The organism is Streptomyces sp. NBC_00388, assembly GCF_036061255.1.
GTDB lineage: Bacteria > Actinomycetota > Actinomycetes > Streptomycetales > Streptomycetaceae > Streptomyces.
In genome coordinates this window covers 2,738,903-2,759,473 of the sequence record NZ_CP107948.1, presented here as the reverse complement: position 1 = coordinate 2,759,473, position 20,571 = coordinate 2,738,903, and the positions used below count along the sequence as shown (strand labels likewise).

The 20,571-nt window shown below is 72.8% G+C and carries 17 protein-coding genes, 1 tRNA gene and 1 pseudogene; 16 read left to right on the top strand and 3 right to left on the bottom strand.

Annotated elements, in window-relative coordinates:
• Positions 1-30 precede the first annotated feature (30 nt).
• The 10 genes from OG917_RS12470 to OG917_RS12425 all read left to right on the top strand — a co-directional run bounded on the left by OG917_RS12470 (position 31) and on the right by OG917_RS12425 (position 10,815).
• Positions 31-1,227, top strand: a complete 1,197-nt coding sequence (locus OG917_RS12470; RefSeq protein ID WP_328317649.1) for an ROK family transcriptional regulator — start codon at positions 31-33, stop codon at positions 1,225-1,227.
• A 131-nt stretch (positions 1,228-1,358) separates the two neighbouring features.
• A complete protein-coding gene (locus OG917_RS12465) occupies positions 1,359-2,330 on the top strand; it encodes a hypothetical protein (RefSeq protein WP_328317648.1) in 972 nt (323 codons plus the stop codon).
• A gap of 66 nt (positions 2,331-2,396) precedes the next feature.
• The gene (locus OG917_RS12460; protein ID WP_328317647.1) at positions 2,397-3,158 is read left to right on the top strand and encodes a GntR family transcriptional regulator; all 762 of its coding nucleotides are present in this window, start codon (positions 2,397-2,399) and stop codon (positions 3,156-3,158) included.
• Between the two features lie 169 nt (positions 3,159-3,327).
• Positions 3,328-4,449 carry a TIGR03364 family FAD-dependent oxidoreductase gene (locus OG917_RS12455; RefSeq protein WP_328317646.1) on the top strand — a complete coding sequence of 374 codons (1,122 nt, stop codon included), beginning with the start codon at positions 3,328-3,330 and terminating at the stop codon, positions 4,447-4,449.
• An 11-nt stretch (positions 4,450-4,460) separates the two neighbouring features.
• The gene (locus OG917_RS12450) at positions 4,461-5,138 is read left to right on the top strand and encodes a phosphonatase-like hydrolase (RefSeq protein ID WP_328317645.1); all 678 of its coding nucleotides are present in this window, start codon (positions 4,461-4,463) and stop codon (positions 5,136-5,138) included.
• A complete protein-coding gene (locus OG917_RS12445) occupies positions 5,135-6,328 on the top strand; it encodes an ABC transporter ATP-binding protein (protein WP_328317644.1) in 1,194 nt (397 codons plus the stop codon). Before OG917_RS12450 ends, OG917_RS12445 begins: the two co-directional genes overlap by 4 nt.
• Positions 6,321-7,196: a 2-aminoethylphosphonate ABC transporter permease subunit gene (locus tag OG917_RS12440; RefSeq protein WP_328317643.1), complete on the top strand. Its 876-nt coding sequence runs from the start codon at positions 6,321-6,323 to the stop codon at positions 7,194-7,196. The genes OG917_RS12445 and OG917_RS12440 overlap by 8 nt, the downstream gene beginning before the upstream one ends.
• Positions 7,183-7,980, top strand: a complete 798-nt coding sequence (locus OG917_RS12435) for an ABC transporter permease (protein ID WP_328317642.1) — start codon at positions 7,183-7,185, stop codon at positions 7,978-7,980. The genes OG917_RS12440 and OG917_RS12435 overlap by 14 nt, the downstream gene beginning before the upstream one ends.
• A gap of 52 nt (positions 7,981-8,032) precedes the next feature.
• Positions 8,033-9,091, top strand: coding sequence for a 2-aminoethylphosphonate ABC transporter substrate-binding protein (locus tag OG917_RS12430; protein WP_328317641.1), 1,059 nt, complete (start codon positions 8,033-8,035; stop codon positions 9,089-9,091).
• 230 nt (positions 9,092-9,321) lie between these two features.
• Complete coding sequence (locus OG917_RS12425; RefSeq protein ID WP_328317640.1) at positions 9,322-10,815, top strand: alkaline phosphatase family protein; 1,494 nt, start codon at positions 9,322-9,324, stop codon at positions 10,813-10,815.
• 89 nt (positions 10,816-10,904) lie between these two features.
• On the opposite strand, the gene OG917_RS12420 is transcribed toward OG917_RS12425, so the two are convergent.
• Positions 10,905-11,684: an HAD-IIA family hydrolase gene (locus tag OG917_RS12420; protein WP_328317639.1), complete on the bottom strand. Its 780-nt coding sequence runs from the start codon at positions 11,682-11,684 to the stop codon at positions 10,905-10,907.
• Positions 11,685-11,965: 281 nt separating this feature from the next.
• Here OG917_RS12420 and OG917_RS12415 point away from each other — a divergent pair, with 281 nt between their 5' ends.
• Positions 11,966-12,508, top strand: coding sequence for a hypothetical protein (locus OG917_RS12415; protein WP_328317638.1), 543 nt, complete (start codon positions 11,966-11,968; stop codon positions 12,506-12,508).
• A 1-nt stretch (position 12,509) separates the two neighbouring features.
• On the top strand, positions 12,510-13,178 hold the full coding sequence (locus tag OG917_RS12410) for a class F sortase (RefSeq protein ID WP_328317637.1): 669 nt from the start codon (positions 12,510-12,512) through the stop codon (positions 13,176-13,178).
• A gap of 173 nt (positions 13,179-13,351) precedes the next feature.
• Here the strand turns inward: OG917_RS12410 and OG917_RS12405 are convergent.
• Positions 13,352-13,425 (bottom strand) — tRNA-Lys (locus OG917_RS12405).
• A gap of 178 nt (positions 13,426-13,603) precedes the next feature.
• Here OG917_RS12405 and OG917_RS12400 point away from each other — a divergent pair.
• From OG917_RS12400 to OG917_RS12385, 4 genes and pseudogenes are all read left to right on the top strand, one after another.
• A complete protein-coding gene (locus OG917_RS12400; RefSeq protein WP_328317636.1) occupies positions 13,604-15,229 on the top strand; it encodes a peptidoglycan-binding protein in 1,626 nt (541 codons plus the stop codon).
• 23 nt (positions 15,230-15,252) lie between these two features.
• Positions 15,253-16,407: pseudogene (locus OG917_RS12395) on the top strand (SPFH domain-containing protein); the annotation flags it as partial.
• 178 nt (positions 16,408-16,585) lie between these two features.
• Complete coding sequence (locus OG917_RS12390) at positions 16,586-17,185, top strand: lytic polysaccharide monooxygenase auxiliary activity family 9 protein (RefSeq protein ID WP_328317635.1); 600 nt, start codon at positions 16,586-16,588, stop codon at positions 17,183-17,185.
• A gap of 107 nt (positions 17,186-17,292) precedes the next feature.
• Positions 17,293-18,951: an AMP-binding protein gene (locus OG917_RS12385; protein WP_328317634.1), complete on the top strand. Its 1,659-nt coding sequence runs from the start codon at positions 17,293-17,295 to the stop codon at positions 18,949-18,951.
• On the opposite strand, the gene OG917_RS12380 is transcribed toward OG917_RS12385, so the two are convergent.
• A complete protein-coding gene (locus OG917_RS12380) occupies positions 18,878-20,557 on the bottom strand; it encodes an MFS transporter (protein ID WP_328317633.1) in 1,680 nt (559 codons plus the stop codon). The two genes, OG917_RS12385 and OG917_RS12380, sit on opposite strands and share 74 nt — an antisense overlap.
• Positions 20,558-20,571: the final 14 nt, after the last annotated feature.

Below are 20,571 nucleotides of genomic sequence, written 5' to 3'. Positions count from 1 at the left end.
CAAAGTGCAAGTGTGCCGCACAATGGGGGTGTGAACAGGAGCGACACCGCCGGGTCCGGCGCCAATCTGCCCGCGCTGCGCAGCCATAACGCGGCGCTCGTGCTCGAACTGCTGCGGGCGGCGGGGGAGGCCGGGATCAGCCGCCTCGAACTGGCCGAGCGGACCGGACTCACCCCCCAGGCCGTCAGCAAGATCACCGGCAGGCTGCGGGCGGAGGGCTTCGCGGCGGAGGCCGGCCGCAGGGCCTCCACCGGGGGCAAACCGCGCACGGTACTGCGGCTGGTGCCCGGCGCCGCGTACGCGGTCGGGCTGCACCTGGACCGGGACCGGGTGAGCGCCGTACTGGTGGATCTGGCCGGGGCCGTCGTCACGGGGCGCAGCGCGGAGCTGGACTTCGGGGCGGGAGCGGACGCGGTGGTCGCCGCGGCGGCCGGTGCGGTGGCCGGGGCGGTGGCGGAGGCGGGTGCGGCAGGTCCGGCGGCCGGCCGGCCCCCGGCGCCGGACATCCTGCCCCCAGACCCCCGGTCCCCGGGCGTTCCCGTCCTCGGGGTCGGTGTCGCCGCCCCCGGCCCTCTCGACCACGACACCGGGGTGCTGCGCCGGGTCACCGGGTTCCCGCAGTGGGACGGCTATCCGCTGCGGGACGCACTCGCGGAACGCCTCGGGCTGCCCGTCGTCCTCGACAAGGACACCAACGCGGCCGCGCTCGGCCTGGCGCTGCGCGGGCCCGGCGACTCCTTCGCCTATCTGCACCTCGGGACCGGGCTCGGCGCCGGGCTCGTCCTGGGGGGCGCGCTCTACCGGGGGCCGCGCACCGGCGCCGGGGAGTTCGGGCACCAGACCGTGCAGCTCGACGGGCCGCCGTGCGGCTGCGGCGGCCGGGGCTGTGTCGAGGCGCTCTGCCTGACCGCGGTCGCCAGGGGCGACCACGTGGCGGCAGCGCGCTTCCTCGGCGTCGGTGCGGCCAATCTCGTGCGGCTGCTCGATGTCGACCGGGTGGTGCTCGGTGGCCGTACGGTCGACGCCGCCCCTGATGTCTTCGTGCGGGGCGTGGGCGCCGTACTGGCCGAGCGCGCCCGGCAGGGCGGAGGCGGGGACGCGGTCCCGGTGGAGGCCGCGGGCGGCGGTCGGCGTCTCGTCGCCGAAGGGGCCGCGCAGCTGGCGCTCGCCCCGGTTTTCGGCCATTTCGGGCGGGCGGCGGTGCCCTTCAACGCCCGGCGGACCTGATGGCCATGGGCTGATCGGGCGGGAGGGCGCGGGCATTCGGCGGTACGCGGTCGTGGCGGGGGCGGCCCGGCGGGGCGGTGCGGTTCGGTGTCCGGAGCCCGGACCCACGCGATCAGCAAAGGCGTCCCCCCATGCGACTGCGCAGTGCCCTTGCCACCGGGGCGGCCCCGGCCGCCGCCTCCGCTCTGGCCTCCCTGCTGCTCGCCGCCGCACCGGCCGCCGCCGCACAGGACCACGCCGCCCGGGACGCCACGGCCCCGGCCGCACCCGTCCGGGCCGGAGCGCCCTCCGCGGCTGCCTGCGTCGGGCGGAACGGCTCCGACTTTCCCGTCGAGGCCCGGATCCAGGGCGGCCCGACCGCGTACACGGCAGGCGGCGCGTACGACACCTGGTCGCTCGAACTGACCAACACCTCCGACGGGGCCTGCCTCGACATCCACCCCGTGGTCGTCCTCGTCGACCGTGGACGTGAGCTGCAGGACCGCCAGATCCGGCTGGAGTTCGAGGACCCCGACGCGCACCGCTGGCAGCCCGTGGCCTTCACGACCACCGACGAGGACGAGCACATCGGGCCGTTCGCCGACGGGACCGGCGGGACCGAAGGGGCCGGGGGCACCGGTGGGGTCGAAGGGCCCGGCGGGCCCGCCGGGTTCGACGTCCCGGCGGGGCGGACCCTCTCCGTCCCGGTACGGCTCGCGTTCGCCGGGGGGACCGTCCCGGACGAGGTCACCGCCAGTGCCGCCGTCGTCCGGCGCCACGGCGACGACGGCGACTGGGTCGGCGACTCCGGCGACTACCGCTTCGCCATCACCGACACCCCGCCCTCCGCCCCCACCGGGACGGACGTCCCGGGCGAGCGGGTCCCGGGGGAACGGATCCCCGGCCGGGTGCACGACGGGGCGATCGGAGGCCGGATCGGTGACGGACCAGGGGTCGGCCCCCGCAGGTTCGCGGGCCAGCTCGCCAGGACCGGCACCCAGCACCACCGGCTGCGCACGCTGGGCGCCATCGCCTGCACCTGTGTCGTGCTGGGCGCGGCCCTGGTCGTGGGGTCGCGGCGCCCGAGGATCCAGCGCCGCCGGTGGGGCCAGCGGGTGTCGTAGAGGGTCCGCTGCCGGCCGGGGCGCCGCGGGGCGTGCCCGTTCACCCGGGTCTGGGACCATCGCCCCGTGGACTACCCGCACAGCCAGGCACCTGGCGCACCGATCCGCTCCGGGATCCCGGAGCACGGCCGCATCCCCAAGTACTACGCGGTCAAGGCCCATGTCGCGCTGCTCATGGAGGAGTTGGGCGAGGGCGAGGCGCTGCCCACCGAGCGCGATCTGGCCGTGCGGTACGAGGTGTCCCGCGAGACCGTACGCCAGGCGCTGCGCGAACTGCTCCTGGAGGGGCGGCTGCGGCGGCAGGGCCGGGGGACCGTCGTCGCGGGCCCCAAGCTCGAACAGCCCCTGTCGCTGGCGAGTTACACCGAGGGAGTGCGACGTCAGGGCCGCACGCCGGGGCGCCACCTCATCTCGCTCGACCGCTTCCCCTGCCCCGACGCGCTCGCCGCCGAGACCGGTCTCGGCCGGGGCGAGCCCGTCTGGCATCTGGAGCGGGTACTCCTCGCGGACGACGAGCGGGTCGGCCTGGAGAGTACCTATGTGGCGGTGGCCCGAGTCCCCTCGCTGGAAAGCGAATTCGACCCCGACTCCTCCTTCTACGACTTCCTCCGGGACCGGCTGGGCATCCGCTTCGGCGACGCCGACGAGCGGATCGAGACGGTCCTGGCCACCCCGCGCGAGGCGCTGCTCATCGGGACGCCGCCCGCGCTGCCGATGCTGTTGATCCACCGTGTCTCCCGTGACACGGAGGGGCTGCCGCTGGAGCGCGTACGGACGCTCTTCCGCGGCGACCGGTTCAGCTTCACCACCCGGCTCGCACCGAACTGAGCCCGCGGGGGCGTGGAGGGGCCGCGCCGTCCGCGGGCGGGTGCGGGCCGCACTCGAGCCTCTCCGGTAACGGGTAGGTAACGGGTCTAGTCCAGTCTTGTGGGGCTGTTCACCGTGCCGTTGCCCCGGGGTCGGCGCGGGGTCACCGGCCGCGCGCAGCGTGGACGTCGTGAGAGTCATCGTCGTAGGAGCCGGCGTGGTGGGAACCATGCACGCCTGGCACGCAGTGGAACGCGGCCACGAGGTCGTACAGATCGAGCGGGAGACGGAGGCGCGGGGCGCCTCGCTCCGTAACTTCGGGCAGGTGTGGGTCAGCGGGCGGGCCGGCGGGGAGGAGCTGGAGACCGCGCTGCGCGCCCGGGAGCTGTGGGAGGAGATCGGCAAGCGGGTGCCCGGCATCGGTTTCCGCGCCACCGGCTCGCTCACCCCCGTACGCAACGGCCTGGAACGGGCCGTCGCCGAGGCCGCGCTGGAGCGGGACGACGCGGCGGCCCGCGGATACCGGCTGCTGACGCCGCGGGAGGCGCGCGGGGTCAACCCGGCTCTGCGCGGGGAGTTCGAAGCGGCGCTGTGGTGCGGGCAGGACGCGGCAGTGGAGCCGCGCACCGCCCAGCTGGAGCTGAAGAAGGCGCTGCTGGCCTCCGGGAGATACCGCTATCTCGGCGGACGGGAGGTCCGTGAGGTCGTCGGCTCCGGCGCGGTGCGCGACGACCACGGCGACGTGCACACCGGCGATGCTGTCGTCCTCTGCACGGGCGCCTGGCTCGGCGGGCTGGTGCGCGAACTGGCCCCCGCGCTGCCCGTACGGCGGGTCCGCCTGCAGATGATGCAGACCGAGCCGCTCGGCGAACGCCTCACCACGTCCGTGGCCGACGCCGACTCCTTCCGCTACTACCCGGCGTACGCCTCAGGGGCGCTCGACGCCCTCAACGCGCACCAGGCCCAGGACCCGGTGGCCGCCGAGCACCGGATGCAGCTGCTGATGGTGCAGCGCGCCGACGGCGGGCTGACCATCGGCGACACCCACGAGTACGCGCACCCCTTCGCCTTCGACGTGCGCGAGGAGCCGTACGAGCATGTGGCGCGGGTCGCCGCGGCCTTCCTGGGGCGTCCGCTGCCGAAGATCCGCCACCGCTGGGCCGGGGTGTACGCGCAGTGCACCGACACCGCCCGCGTCATCCACCGCGAGCAGGTGCGCGACGGTGTGTGGCTGGTCACCGGGCCCGGCGGGCGCGGCATGACCTGTTCCCCGGCGATAGCCGAAAAGACCGCGAACGACCTTGGCTGGTGAGTGAGTTGACCGTGAACAAGCCGATCAATCTGGTGGTGCTCGACATGGCGGGCACCACCGTCGCCGACGACGGGCTCGTCGAGCGGGCCTTCGCCGCGGCGGCGCGGCGGATGGGATCCGAGCCGGATCCGATGCTCGACCACGTGCGCGCCACCATGGGCGAGTCCAAGATCTCCGTCTTCCGGCACCTCTTCGGGGACGAGACGAAGGCCCAGCAGGCCAACACCGTATTCGAGACGGCCTACGGGGAGCTGGTGACCGCCGGGCACATCGCCCCGGTGCCCGGCGCCCGCGAAGCCATCGGGCAGCTGCGTGCCGAGGGCAGGACCGTGGTGCTGAGCACCGGATTCGCCCGCGTCACGCAGGACGCGATCCTCGCCGCACTCGGCTGGCAGGACCTCGCCGACCTGACGCTCTGCCCGGCCGACGCGGGCGGCAGGGGCCGCCCCTACCCGGACATGGTGCTCACCGCCTTCCTGCGGACCCGCGCCGTCGAAGGGGTGGACCGGCTCGCGATCGCGGGTGACACCTCGTACGACATGCTCAGCGGCGTGCGGTCCGGGGCCCGGGTCGTCGCCGGGGTGCTCACCGGGGCCCATGACCGGGAGCAGCTGGAGCAGCACGGGGCCACCCACGTCCTGGGTTCGGTCGCCGAACTCCCGGAGCTGCTGGCCCGGGTGGAGATATGACCAGCGGGATCCGCTTCGACGGGGTCTCCGTCGCGTACGGCGACAACACCGTCCTCGACTCGCTGGACCTGACCGTCGAGCCGGGGGAGGTGATGGCCCTGCTCGGACCCTCCGGATCGGGCAAGACCACCGCCCTGCGCGCGGTCGCCGGCTTCGTCCGGCCCCGCGCGGGCCGGGTCCTCATCGGCGGGCGCGACGTGACGCGGCTGCCCCCGCACCGGCGGGGTGTCGGCATGGTCGTCCAGCAGTACGCGCTCTTCCCGCACATGCGGGTCGAGGACAACGTGGCCTTCGGGCTGCGGGCGCAGAAGGTGCCCAGGGCCGGGATCCCGCAGCGCGTCGCCGAGGCGCTCGGGATGACGGGCATGGCCGACTACGCCAGGCGCTACCCCCGTGAGCTCTCCGGCGGCCAGCAGCAGCGCGTCGCCATCGCGCGGGCGCTGGCCATCCGGCCCGGGGTGCTGCTCCTCGACGAGCCGCTCTCCGCGCTCGACGCCCGGCTGAGGTCCGGAATGCTGGCCGAACTGGCCAGGCTGCACCGCGAACTGCCCGAGGTGTCGATCCTCTATGTCACCCACGACCAGGTCGAGGCGCTCACCCTGGCGGACCGTATCGCCGTGATGGACCGGGCCCGCCTCCAGGACTGCGGCACCCCGCAGGAGCTGTACCGCCGCCCCCGCTCCGAGTTCACCGCCTCCTTCGTCGGCAACGCCAACCTGCTGCCGGTCACGGTACGCAGAGCGACCGCGGACGGCGCCGTCGTCTCCTTCGCCGGTGAGGAACTGACCGTGACCGGCGCCGAGGGCGCCGCGGGCGGCGCGGCGGCCACGCTGTGCGTCCGCCCCCACCTGGTCGGAATCGGCGCGGGCCCGAACGGCCTGCGCGGCCGGATCACCGAGGTCCAGTGGCGCGGCTCCACCCACCGGCTGCTGGTCGACGTGGACGGCCACCGGGTCACGGCCGACGTACGAGAACTGCGTGAGACCCCGGCGCTGGGCGACCCGGTGGCACTGCACTTCGCCACCGAGGACGCGGTGCTGCTCACGGCGGGCGTGGCGCCCGGCGGTGCGCCGCCCGGGATCGAAGCCGGGACTGCCACCGGAGCCGGGGGCACCCCGGCGGGCGAGTCATCCGGCGCCGGGGCGCCGGCCCCGCGGGCCAACGCGGGGGCGGGGGTGTCCGATGGCTAGCGCCACCACGGTCGCGGCGACCGCCGGGAGCACCCCGGCCGCATCCCGCTCACTGCCCCGCTGGGTCTGGGCGCTGCCGCCCGTCACCGCACTGGCTCTGGTCTTCCTCTACCCGCTGGCGCTCGTCGTCCAGCAGTCCTTCACCCCCGACACGGGCGGCACGTCCATCGCGCCGTACACCGACGTCTTCGCGTCCGACGCCTTCCGGCAGGCGCTGACGACCACGGTCTGGCTGGCCGCCGGCTCCACTGCCGGCTGTCTCGTCCTCGGGTTCGCCCTCGCCGTGGTGATCGCCTTCGTGCCCTTTCCCGGCGCGAAGGCGGTCGCCCGCTTCGCCGACGTCTTCCTCTCCTTCCCGTCCTTCCTGATCACGCTGGCGCTGCTCTTCGTCTACGGCTCGGCCGGTATGGCGAACGGGGCCTGGACGGACGTCACCGGAGCGCACCAGGGGCCGTTCCACTTCCTCACCACCCCGTGGGGCGTTCTCCTCGCGGAGATCACCTACTTCACCCCCTTCGTGATGCGCCCGCTGCTCGCGGCCTTCTCCCAGCTGGACACCGCACAGCTGGAGGTGGCCTCCTCACTGGGGGCGGGGCCGGCCCGGATCGTGCGACGGGTCGTCCTTCCGGAGGCACTGCCCGCGCTCGCCGCAGGCGGCAGCCTGGTGCTCGTCATGTGTCTGAACGAGTTCGGCATCGTGCTCTTCACCGGCGCCAAGGGCGTGACGACGCTGCCGATGCTCGTGTACAGCAAGGCGATCCTCGAATCCGACTACCCGGCCGCCTGCGTGGTCGCTGTCGTCAACGTGGCCATCTCGGTCGGCCTCTACGCCCTCTACCGGATGGTGGTGCGCCGTGCTGGTGCATAGCCGTGCGGGCAAGTGGACCACGTGGGTCCTCTTCTTCGCCCTCTTCCTGCCCCTGTTCGCCCTGCCGCTCCTGGTGATCCTGCTGGCCTCGTTCGCCACCAACTGGTCGGGGGCGCTCCCCTCGGGGGCGACGCTGAGCCACTACGCCGCCGCCACCAGCGGGGGCTCCTTGCAGGCACTGACCACCAGCCTGGTCACCGCCGGGTGTGCGAGCGTGCTCGCACTGACCGCCGGGACCTGGTCCGCGCTGGCGGGCGCCGCACTGAACCGGCGCGGACGGCGCTTCATGGACGCGCTGTTCATGCTGCCGGTCGCGGTGCCCTCGGTGGTCGTGGGCCTCGCCGTGCTGGTGGCGTTCAGCAAGCCGCCGGTGCTGCTCAACGGCACCTCCACGATCGTGATCCTCGCGCACACCCTTCTCGTCACGGCCTTCGCCCACCAGTCGGTCGCGGCTGCCCTCGTGCGGCTCGACCCGGCGTACGAGCAGGCGGCGGCCTCGCTGGGGGCCGGCCCCGCGTACGTCCTGTGGAGGGTGAGACTGCCGTTGCTGCTGCCCTCCCTGACGGCGGCGGCCGGGCTCTGCTTCGCCCTCTCGATGGGGGAGCTGAGCGCCACGATGATGCTCTATCCGCCGGACTGGACCCCGCTTCCCGTCCAGATCTTCGCGGCCACCGACCGCGGCTCGCTCCTCACGGGCGCGGCGGTCTCCGTGGTCCTCATGGCGGCGACCCTGCTCGTCCTGTCCGGAGTCTCCCGCATCCGCACCCGCGCGTCCTACCGCTGAACTCCCTCTGCCACCCCACCGGCCGACCCGACTTCCAGGAGACACGAACGTCATGCGCCACCCCATCAAGCCGCTCGCCGCCGTCGCCGGGGCGCTGGTACTCGCCGGTTCCCTCACCGCCTGCGGCGGTTCCTCCGCAGCGTCCGACGCCAAGGTCGTCACGGTCTACAGCGCCGACGGCCTCAAGGGCGAGAACAACGACGGCTGGTACGACCGGGTCTTCAAGGACTTCGAGAAGCAGACCGGTATCAAGGTCGAGTACGTGGAAGGCGGTTCGGGGGAGGTCGTGCAGCGCGCGGTGCGCGAGAAGTCCAACACCCAGGCCGATGTCCTCGTCACGCTCCCGCCGTTCATCCAGCAGGCCGACTCCAAGGGGCTGCTCCAGAAGTACGCGCCCAAGGGCTCCGGCCAGGTCGCCCCGGCCGACAAGGGGGCCGACGGCACCTGGACCTCGGTCGTCAACAACTACTTCGGGTTCGTCTACAACAAGAAGGAGCTGAGGACCGCCCCCACGACCTGGGACGAGCTGCTCGGCTCCCGGTACAGGAACAAGCTCCAGTACTCGACGCCGGGCGTCGCGGGCGACGGCACCGCCGTGGTCGTCAAGGCGATACACGACTTCGGCTCGAAGGAGGCGGCCATGACGTACCTGGGCAGGCTCCAGTCGAACAACGTCGGCCCTTCCGCCTCGACCGGCAAGCTCGCTCCCAAGGTCGACAAGGGGGAACTGCTGGCGGCCAACGGCGATGTGCAGATGAGCTACGCGCAGTCGAAGACCATGCCGAACCTCGGCATCTGGTTCCCCGCGAAGGCGGGCGGGAAGCCGACCACCTTCGCGCTCCCGTACGCGGCCGGCCTGGTCAGCAAGGCGCCGCACTCGGCGAACGGCCGGAAGCTGCTGGACTTCATGCTCGCCGAACAGGCGCAGAAGCAGGTCAGTGCCATCGGGGGCGGCTTCTCCTCCCGCCAGGACGTCAAGGCGTCCGACGCCGACGCGACGGCGCTCGGCGCCCTGATGAAGGGTGTCGACGTCTTCGCCCCCGACTGGGACGACATCTCGAAGAACCTCGCGGCGTACGTCGAGGACTGGAAGTCCGCCACCCACAGCTGACCGGTCGCCGGCCACCGCCGTCCGGCTGCCGTCCACGACCGGCCACGCTCTGCTGAACAACCCATGGAACACCGGGCGTTGGTGAGAACTTCACCGCACGCCCCTGGTCGTTCGCGATCTATTGCGAAAGGATAACGGGTCTAGTCCGAGTCCGGTGCCCCTGCTGCTGCGGGGGCACCGGACTGCCCGGCTCCGCCCCCGCACCACCCCATCCCTCACCGGAGGATCACGTGTCTTCGCAGCTGTCGCGCCGCTCCCTCCTCATCGGCGCCGCCTCCCTCGCCGTCGCGGCGGGCCCCCTCGCCCAGGTCGCCCGCGCCGCGGACAGAAAGCCCAAGGTCCTGGTCATCGGCCTGGACGGCACCCTGCTCAGCAAGATCGACGTGGCCGACGCACCCCACATCAAGGCGCTGAGGGCGGCAGGTCTGACCGCGCCGAGCCCGCTGTACGCAGCGCCTTTCGCCCCCACACTCTCCGGCCCCGGCTGGTCGACGATCATCACCGGTGTCTGGCCCGACAAGCACAAGGTCATGGACAACACCTTCGCCGGACAGGACTTCGCCAGGTACCCGGACTTCCTGACCCGCGCCGAGAACGCGAAGCCCGCGCTCGGCACGTATGCCATCGCGTCCTGGAACCCGATCACCACCACGGTCTTCTCGGCGAAGGTGGACACCCGCGTCAACACCCCGAGCGCCGAGTACGACACCGGGACCACCTCGCGGCTCGTCAGCAGGCTCGCCACCGGCGATTCCGACGCGCACTTCGTCCAGCTCGACGGGGTGGACGAGGCGGGGCACGCGCACGGCGCCGCGAGCCAGGAGTACCTCGACGCGATCCACGCCGTGGACACCTCGGTCGGACAGTTCGTCGCGGCGGTCGAGTCCCGTCCGGCCTACGCGTCGGAGAACTGGCTGATCATGGTCACCGCCGACCACGGCCACACGGACCCCGGCGGTCACGGTGGCTCCAGCTGGCAGGAGCGCCAGACCTTCCTGATAGCCCGGGGGGCCGGGATCGGCGCCGGGACGACCCGGTACGACATCCGGATGCCGGATGTCGCCGCCTCCGCCCTCGCCCACCTGGGCATTGCCATCGACCCGGCCTGGGGGCTCGACGGAAGGCCGCTCCAGCAGCCCGGTGACGACGCGTTCGACGCCCTGCGCCCGCAGCTGACCGGGCCGGCCGACGAGAGCGGCATCGGTGCGGGCGTCATCGGCTTCACCCACACCCCGCCGCCCGGCTGGTCGGTCGACAACTCCCGGATGGGCACCGGCGGGGTCACCGAGTGGCGCGGCTGGTCGTTCACCACCGACGAGTTCTGGACGAAGGCCCAGCCCGACCAGCAGCGCGAGTCCAACGTCAGGGCGCGCGGCGTCTTCGCGGTCGCCGACGGTGACGAGTGGTCGGACAAGGCCCTCACGGGAACCTACGACTCGACCCTGATCAGTCCGGCCTACCCGGTGCGGGGCGGGCGCACCGCGACCCTCACCTATACGACCTACTACCGGCAGGAATCCCCGCAGCGAGGTGAGGTGCTGGTCAGCTACGACGGCGCGGCCCCGGTGAGCGTGCGGACGTACACCGCCGACACCTCGTCCCGGGTGGAGAGCCTCACGCTCCAGGTCCCGGCCGGAGCCACCAGCGCCCAGGTGCGCTTCCGCTACACCGGCGGGAACAACTGGTTCTGGACGGTCGACGGGGTCAGGGTCACCGCGGGGTGACGCGGCAGGGTGCCCGCAGCACTGCCCGGTGCTGCGGGCACCCCGGGACCGGCCGGCCGAGCGGGGCGGCCGGACCCGGGGCGGCCGGGTCAGACGAGGTCGACGAGGTCCGCGATGGAGTCGACGACCGTGGTCGGCCGGTACGGGTAGCGGCCGATGTCGTCCTTGCCCGTCAGCCCGGTGAGCACCAGGAAGGTCTCCATCCCGGCCTCCAGCCCGGCCAGCACATCGGTGTCCATCCGGTCGCCGATCATGGCGGAGGTCTCGGAGTGGGCGCCGATCGCGTTGAGACCGGTGCGCATCATCAGGGGGTTGGGCTTGCCGACGAAGTAGGGATCCTTGCCGGTCGCCTTGGTGATCAGCGCGGCCACGGAACCGGTCGCCGGCAGGGCGCCCTCCGGCGAGGGGCCGGTGTTGTCGGGGTTGGTGGCGATGAAGCGCGCACCGTTGTTGATCAGCCTGATCGCCCGCGTCAGCGCCTCGAACGAGTAGGTCCGGGTCTCCCCGAGGATCACGAAGTCCGGGTCGGAGTCGGTCAGGACGTATCCGGCCTCGTGCAGGGCGGTGGTCAGCCCGGCCTCGCCGATGACGTACGCGGTGCCGCCCGGGTGCTGGTTGTCGAGGAACTTGGCGGTGGCGAGGGCGGAGGTCCAGATGTTCCCCACCGGCACCTCCAGGCCGATCCGCTGGAGCCGTGCGTGCAGGTCACGCGGGGTGTAGATCGAGTTGTTGGTGAGCACGAGGAACGGCTTGCCGGTGTCGCGCAGCTTCTTGATGAAGGCATCGGCTCCCGGCACGGGAACGCCCTCGTGCATCAGTACGCCGTCCATGTCCGTGAGCCATGATTCGATGGGCTTGCGCTCTGTCATGCGGGCTGGCTCCTGGCGGCTCGGCGGATGATCACCGGAGATCCGAAGATACGGGGGCTCCGAGGCGGCCATCCTATTCACGCCGGTGCGGTGGCCGGAATGGGCTGTCCACCGACGGCCACCTCCCCCTGTGCGTACCGGATGCGGACCGGCAGGACCGGCCTCCGCCGTGACCCGCCCCGGTGCCGCGGCCGGGGGCGCCCCCCGATCGGACGTATGTGCGGCTTTCCGGGATGCGGGGCGCAGACCCAGACGGCAACCTTCGTAGCAGGAGGTTCACTATGCGTCTGATACCTATCACTCTCTGTGCCGCTACGGCAGTCGCGGCTGCCCTCGTCCCCACGGCCGCGATCGCTTCCCCGGGCGAAGGGTCCTCGGGAACGGTCACGGTCAGCCCGTCCGTCATCGCTCCCGGCGAGGAGGTGGACCTGAGGGTGAGCTGCAAGAGCGGCACGCCCTTCGGCAGGTCCGACGCCTTCGACTCGCAGGCCGAGTTCTCGCCCGCCGCCGCCCGCGGCTCCATGTACGCCGCCGCCAGGATCCGCGCCGACGCCGTGTCCCGGGACTACACGGTCCAGGTCAAGTGCGGGCGCACGACCGTGACCGGCACGATCACCGTCGTCCGCGAGGGCGGCCACGGCCACCACCCCAGGCCGCTGATCACTCCGACCGCGCCCGTGCACGCCGGTGGCGGGGCCACGGCCACGGTCGCGTCCGAGGAGTCGGCTCCGGGTACCCGGCAGACCGTCGTCGGGCTGGTGCTCGCCGGGATCGCCGCCGTGGCGGTGGCCGGTCGGAGCGTCCGGCGCCGGCGCAGCAACTGAGATGTCGTCCGAGGGCTCGTCATCGGGCAGCGGACGGCTGATGACCGGGGTCGCCTGGGCCGTGCTGCTGCTCGGGCTGTGGCTCTGGGGCCGTCAGATCACCGAGGGTCCCGAGGGGAGCTCGGGGCCGAAGACCGGTGACGTGGCCGCGGTGGGCCGCCCGCTCGGCGTCTCGCTGCCACCGGCGCACGACCCGCTCGCCGGTGAGCGGCCGGAGCGCGTGCAGATCCCGTCGGTGGGGATCAATGCCCCGGTCGTGCCCCGCGGTCTCGACGCCCATGGCGCGGTCGACCCGCCGCCGTTCGAGGCCCCGGACGAGGTCGGCTGGTTCGGTGGCGGTGCCCGTCCCGGCGCCGCAGGCCCCGCGCTGCTCGTCGGTCATGTCGACACGAACACCAGGAAGGCCGTCTTCTACGGCCTGAGCGCGGTGCGGCCCGGCGAGAAGGTCCGGGTGACGGGGTCCGACGGCTCGGTCAGTGAGTTCACCATCGACGACGTCCAGGTCTTCCAGCGCAGCCACTTCAACGCGAAGAAGGTGTACGGGGAGCGGGTGCACGGCCGTGCCGAGTTGCGGCTGATCACCTGTGGCGGCTCCTTCGACCGTACGACGCGGGCGTACAGCGCGAACGTGGTGGTGTCGGCCTACCTCACGGGTGTACCCAGGGGCTGAGCCCCGGGGGGCGTGCGGGGTGGCCCGTCCGGACGTGTCCCGACCCGTTTGCACCAAGGGGCCGGTGTGATCCGGCGGTGAGGATCATGACCGTTCGCGCAGGGGCGCCCCTGCGCTCCTGAGGGCGAACGAACGAAGCCCCTCACCGTGCGGTGAGGGGCTTCGTTATCGCGTGCGCCGCCAGGGACTCGAACCCCGGACCCGCTGATTAAGAGTCAGCTGCTCTAACCAACTGAGCTAGCGGCGCCTGCTGACCTGGAGAACTTTACCGGACCGGGGGAGGTGCTCAGGACCCCGCTGTGGGCGAGATGTGTGCTTTGCCCCCATTCAACACGTCAAAATGCGATTCCTCCGCACCGTTGGAAAACTGACGACCGTGCAGATGCGCCCTGGGTGGCGCTTCAGACGACGCGGAGGGGACAGGCATGACGGTTCCGGTCTTCGAGGAGTACGAGCCTGCGGGCGACTGCGGATGTGCGGGATGTGCCGCCAGGCGCCGCTCGGCCGCCCACACTCTCTCCCGGAGAGAGGGCGGCCACCCGGCGGCCCATGGCGTGCGGCGTGCGCTCGTGCTGGCGACCACCGCCGGTGTGGTGCTCGGCGGGGGCACGGCAGTGGCCGCCCCCGGGCCCGGAGGCCAGGGCCAGGAGCCGGCCGCCGCACCCGTCGAGGCCGCGAAACTGCCCGCCACCACCCGGTCGGCGATCATCAGCCGCGCGGCGAGGTGGGTGGCGGCCAGGGTCCCGTACCGCATGGACAAGAAGTGGAAGGACGGGTACCGGGAGGACTGCTCCGGCTTCGTCTCGATGGCCTGGGGGCTGGACCGCAGCGAATGGACAGGGAGCCTGGCCGGGTACGGGACCCGGACGCACAAGAGCCGGCTCCGGCCCGGCGACATCCTGCTCTTCCACAACCCGGCGAACCCCAACAAGGGCTCCCACGTCACCATCTTCGGGGGCTGGACCAACTCCGCCCACACCTACTACCTGGCGTACGAGCAGACGCATCCGCACACCCGCGCCCAGTCCACTCCGTACAGGTACTGGGCCAACTCCAGCCGCTACGTGCCCTACCGCTACAAGGGGCTGCGGGCCGGCGCCGGTGGTTCCGTACCGACCGCCGGCTACCCGGGGAGGGCGGTCTTCGGCAAGGGTGCGAAGAACAGGCACGTCACCCGTCTCGGCCGGATGCTCGCCGCGCACGGCGGCGGCCGTTTCTACCGGGAGGGGCCGGGCCCGCGCTGGGGCGAGGCCGACCGGCTGGCCACGCAGGCCTTCCAGCGGGCGCAGGGCTGGACCGGCGCCGACGCGGACGGCCTGCCCGGCCGCACCACCTGGAACCTGCTGGTGAAGGGCGGTGGCAAGAACATCCCGGCGGCCGGGAGTGCCACCGCCTCCGGAAGCAGGGCCACCGCCTCCGGCATCAAGGGCAGCAAGGGCATCGAGGGCAGCACGGGCGGCAGGACCGGCGCGGGCGGTAAGAGCGGCCGGGGGAGCACGGGCGCTGCCACGGCCGGTGGCGCTGTCCCCGCCGCGAGCGCCACTCCGGCTGCCGGGACCGGCGGTACGACCGGTGTGGGCACTGCGGGCGGTGCGACCGGAACGGGCAGCGCGACCGGTACGGGCAGGGTCACGGGCGCCGGCATTCCCGGAAGTACGGACAGCGCCGGCAGCACCGGCAGCACCGGCAGCACCGGCACTGTCGGCGGTACCGGTGGCCCCCGCAGGCCCAGCAGCCCCCACGGCGCAAGCAGGCACGGCAGGCCCGGCGGTGCCCGGGGCACCGGCGCCACCGCCGGTCACGCGGCCGGGCCCCGGGCATTTCCCGGCGCCGCGTTCTTCAGGCCGGGCCGGTCCGGTCCTGAGGTGCGCAGGCTCGGCGAGCAGTTGGTGAGGAAGGGCTTCGGCCGGTACTACACATCCGGCCCCGGGCTCCGGTGGAGCGAGGCGGACCGGCGCAATGTGCAGGCGTTCCAGCGGGCCCAGGGATGGTCAGGCACGGCGGCCGACGGATATCCCGGGCCGGAGACGTGGAGGCGACTTTTCGCATGACCGAGACGACAGCAGCGACCGGCGGCCCTTCGCGCAGGTCCGCGCCGGGTGTGAACGAGACGACGGCCGAGATCCCCGTCCACCTCCTGTTCGGTGACGATCCCGGGGGCGGTGTCGCGGGTCCGGCCGCCACAACCGGGGAAGCGGCGGGGCGGACCGGACTCCCGGGAGGAACCGCCGGACGGATCGGACTCCCGGGGGGTCCGGCCGGTCCGGAGCGCAGGCCGCCGGGGAGCGGCGCGCCCGTCCAGGGCTCCGTCCGGCCCGCACCGCCGGTCGATTCCCGGCTCGCCGAGCGGCGGGGTGCCGCGCTGCCCGGCGCCGTCGCACTGCTCGCCGGCGCCGTGGCCCTCACCGGCTTCGTGGTGGTGCTGTGGAAGGCCAGGGCGGTCCCGGCGCCGGTGGCCGGGCTGCTTCGGCTGGACACGGCGCCGTACGACGGGATCGGGCCGGGGGCCGGCGCGGTGCTCGCGGTGCTCGGTGCGCTGGCCCTCCTGGCCTTCGGCGGGCTCGGGCGCGGCCGGGTCGGTCACGCGTGGGTCCTCTCGCTCTTCGGCGGCTACCGGGGGAGCGTGCGGCGGACCGGGCTGGTGTGGATGAGTCCGCTGCTGCTGCGCCGCCGGGTCGACGTACGGCTGAGGCACTGGCGCAGCGAGCCGCTGCCCGCCGCGGACGCCGACGGTACGGCGCTGAGCGTCGTCGTCCTGGTGGTGTGGCGGATCAAGGACACGGCCCGGGCCGTCTACGCCGTGGAGGACCACGAGGCCTATCTGTCCGAGCAGGTGGAGGCGGCGGTCACCCGCGTGCTCTCGCGGTTGCCGGCCGACGCCTTCCACGAGGACGGGCCCACGCTGCGCGACAGCGAGGCGGTCGGTGACGCGCTGACCCGGATGCTGCAGGCGGAGACCTCTCCGGTGGGCGTCCAGGTGTTCTCGGCGCAGCCGACCCGGATCGAGTACGCCCCGGAGGTCGCGGGCGCGATGCGGCGGAGCCGGGTCGCCGCACTCGACGCCAGGCACCGGGACACCGTGCTGACCTCGTTGGTGGACGCGGTGGACGACACGGTGACCCGGCTGACCGCACGCGGGCTCGTCGAGCTCGACGGCTATGAGCGCAACGCGCTCGTCAGGGACCTGACGGTCGCCTTCTGGTCGGGGGGCAACGGTGCCCCCTCCTGAGCCACCCTCCTGAGCCTGGTGCCGGACTCCCGCCAGGGGGGCCTCTTCCCGCACTCCTCGCCGAATGGGTACAGACCTGTTTTTGATATGGACACGGCGAACCGACGTCCATACTCTGGGGCTTGGTCTAGACCGCAGCTCGGCACACCGAACTCCCCCAAGTTCCGAGGAGTGCAGCATGCGCAAGAGAATAGGTGCGGCCGTGGTCGGCCTCGCCGTGGCGGGGGTCTCCCTGCTCGCCACCGGCAGCGCCAGCAGCCACGGGTACACCGACCAGCCCATCAGCCGGCAGAAGCTCTGTGCCAACGGCACCGTCACCAACTGCGGTGCCATCCAGTACGAGCCGCAGAGCGTCGAGGCCCCCAAGGGGTTCCCCGGCGCCGGTCCCGCCGACGGCAAGATCTGCTCCGGCGCGCACGACGACTTCGCCCAGCTCGACGGCGCCAAGGCGCCGAACGGCGGGGCGTGGCCCACCACCAAGCTCACGGGCGGTCAGGCGTACACCTTCCGCTGGCAGTTCACCGCCCGCCACGCCACGACCGACTTCGAGTACTTCATCACCAAGAACGGCTGGGACGACTCGAAGCCGCTCACCAGGGCCGACCTCGATCCGCAGCCGTTCATGACGGTCCCCTACGGCAATCAGCAGCCGCCCGGAACCGTCTCCCAGCAGGGCACCATCCCGACCCAGAAGACCGGCCACCACGTGATTCTGGCCGTGTGGAACATCGCTGACACCGGCAACGCCTTCTATGCCTGCTCGGACATCACCCTCTGACCGTGCGCTTCCGGCCATGCCCGGGTGGTGCGCGGACCGCCGCGCACCTGTGACCGCGGGCCGCCGGCCCTTCATTTCTGACGGCACGTCAATTACCTTGCGGCGCCATGGGAAACGCAGAGACCTTCGCGGAGCTCGTGCAGCGCCAATGGGGCGATCAGCGGCCCGGGCTGCGCTCGGGCGACCTGGTGATGACTCATCACCAGGTCGCGTCGGGCGCAGCCGCGCGGGCCGCGCTTCTGGTGGATCTGCTCCCGGCCGGGGCCGAGCCCCACGTCGGGGTGCTGCTCCACAACACCCCGGAATTCCCGCTCTGGCTGAGCGCGGCGGCCCTCGCGGGGGCCGCCGTCGCCGGGATCAACCCCACCCGGCGCGGGCCCGAACTGGCCCGTGACATCGTGCATACCGACTGCCGTGTCCTGGTCGTGTCGCGGGAACTGCTGCCGCTGCTCGACGGCCTGGAACTCCCCGGTGTGCGGGTGCTGATCACCGGATCCGACGCCTATCGCGCGCTGCTCGCCCCCTACGCGGACGCGGTCCCCGGCGAAGCGGTCGCGCGCTCCGTGAGCCCGTCCACGCGGATGCTCCTCACTTTCACATCGGGCTCCACGGGCGCCCCGAAGGCCGCGATCTGCACCCAGGGGCGGCTGGCGGCCGCCGGACAGTCCCTGGTCACACACTTCGGGACCGGCCGGGACGATGTCCACTACATCTGTATGCCGCTCTTCCACGGCAACGCGGTGATCGCCAACTGGGCCCCCGCCGTGGCGGGCGGCGCCGCCGTCGCGCTGCGCGCCCGCTTCTCGGCCTCCCGCTTCCTGGCCGACGTACGGGCCCACGGCGCCACGTACTTCACCTACGTCGGCCGCGCCGTGCAGTATCTGCTCGCCACCCCCGAACGCCCCGACGACCGCGCGCATCCGCTGCGGGTCGGTTTCGGTACGGAGGCGGGGGCGGTGGACGTGGCGCGCTTCGCCGAACGGTTCGGCGTCCGGCTGGTCGAGGGGTACGGGTCGTCCGAGGGCGGCGCGGCCGTCCAGCGCACCCCGGGCACACCCCCGGGGGCGATAGGCCGGGCCGCGCCGGGTGACGATCTGGCGGTGCTCGACCCGGAGACGTCCGATGAGCGGCCGCGCGCCGTCTTCGACGAGCGCGGCCGCCTCACCAACGGCACCGCGGCGATAGGGGAGCTGGTCAACCGCGGCCCCAGCCCGTTCGAGGGGTACTGGCGCAATGAGGCAGCGGAGGCCGACCGCAGGCGCGGCGGCTGGTACTGGACCGGCGACCTCTTCTACCGCGACACCGAGGGGTTCCTCTACTTCGCCGGCCGTACGGACGACCGGCTGCGCGTCGACAGCGAGAACCTGGCCGCCGCGATGATCGAGAACATCCTGGCCCGCTGGCGGGACGCGGCGGCGGTAGCGGTGTACGCGGTGCCCGACCCGGTGGCGGGCGACCAGGTGATGGCGGCGCTCGCCCTGCGCGAGGGCGCCGCCTTCGACCCGGCGGCCTTCGCCGCCTTCCTGGACCAGCAGCCCGATCTGGGCACGAAGATGGCCCCGGCCTTTGTGCGGATCGTCCCCGCGATGCCGGTCACTGCGACCAACAAGGTGCACCGGGTGGGGCTGCGCAGGGAGGGCTTCCGCTGCGCCGACCCGGTGTGGCGGGCGGCCGGCGGGGTGTACGGGCGGCTCACGGACGAGGAGTCGGAGCGGCTGGTGGCGGAGTACAGGGAGCGGGGCCGCGCCGAACTGCTGACCCGGTAGCGGAGTTGCGGGTCCGGGGTGAGCCGCCCGTCCCCGGGGGCCGCAGGAGCGGCAGACCCTGCGCCGCCGGCTCGGCCGCACGCCCACGCGGTACCGCGTCCCCCCGCTCCCGGAGCAGCACCAGGGTCAGCGCCGCCCCCGCCAGCAACAGCACCGCGCCGCCCGCCGCCGCCACCTGCATGCCGTGCACGAAGGCCTCCCGCGCCAGGTCCACGATGCCCGGATCCCCCACGGCCCGTGCCCCGCCCAGCGTCTCCCGTGCCTGGCCGGGCGCCGACGCGGGCATACCGGCGCGGTAGACGGCCGTGCCGACCGAGCCGAGGACCGCCATCCCCATCGCCCCGCCGAACTCCTGTCCCGTCTCCAGGAGCGAAGCGGCCGAACCCGCCTTCTCCCGTGGCGCCGAGGCAAGCGCCATATCGGCGACCAGGGCCATCACGGTCACGATGCCGCTGCTGCTGATCGCGGCGCCCGCCAGCAGCAGCCAGAGCGAGTCCGGGCCGACGAGAGCCAGGACGGCGAACCCCGCCGCCGCGATGACGAACCCGGCGGCCACCACCGACGAGCGCTTCACCCGCTGGGCGACCGCGGTGGCGGTCGGCGCGGCGGCACCCACCGCGATCGAGGGGGCCATGGACCAGAGCGCCGCCTCCATCGTGCTCATGCCGAGCACCGACTGGAGGTACTGCGTGGTGAAGTACGAGGACCCCATCATCGCGAAGGCGGCCAGCGCGTTGAGCGTGATCCCGGCCCCGAACCCCCGCTTCCCGAACAGTGCGGGACTGATCATCGTGGAGCGGCCCGAGCGCTGCCGGCGCACGAAGACCGTGCCCACGGCCGCTCCGGCCAGGACGCAGAGCAGCATCGGGACCCCGAAGCCGTGCGCTGCCATCTCCTTGACGCCGTAGATCACCGGGAGCACGGACCCCATCGACAGCGGCACGCTCAGCAGATCGAACCGGCCGGGCTCGGGGTCCTTGAACTCCGGCACCAGGAAGGGGACCAGGACCAGCAGCAGAAGCATCGCGGGCACATTGATCAGGAAGACCGAGCCCCACCAGAAGTGCTCCAGCATGATCCCGCTCATCACCGAACCGAGCGCGATGCCGCCGGCCATGGCGCCCGACCAGATACCGACGGCCTTGGAGCGCTGTCTCCCGTCGGTGAACATGTTGCGGATCAGCGCCATGGTGGAGGGCATCAGCGTCGCTCCGCCGACGCCGAGCACGGCTCGTGCGGCGATGAGCATCTCGGCGCTCTGCGCGTACGCGGCTCCGACCGATGCCACTCCGAAGGCCGCGGCCCCGAACAGGAGCAGCTTGCGGCGGCCGATCCGGTCGCCCAGCGAGCCCATCGTGATGAGGAGCCCGGCCAGGGCGAAGGCGTAGATGTCGAAGATCCAGAGCTGCTGGGTGCTGCTCGGGCCGAGCTCCCGGCTGATGGACGGGATGGCGAAGAACAGGACGGACACGTCCATCGATACCAGCAGCAGGGGCAGCAGCAGGACGACGAAGGCGGTCCACTCCTTGCGGCCTGCGCGGGCCGCCGTGGTTCCTCCGGATCGGGCGGGGTGCACGGGACCGGGCTGGTGCGTCGATTGCGTCATGCAGGAAACTGTAC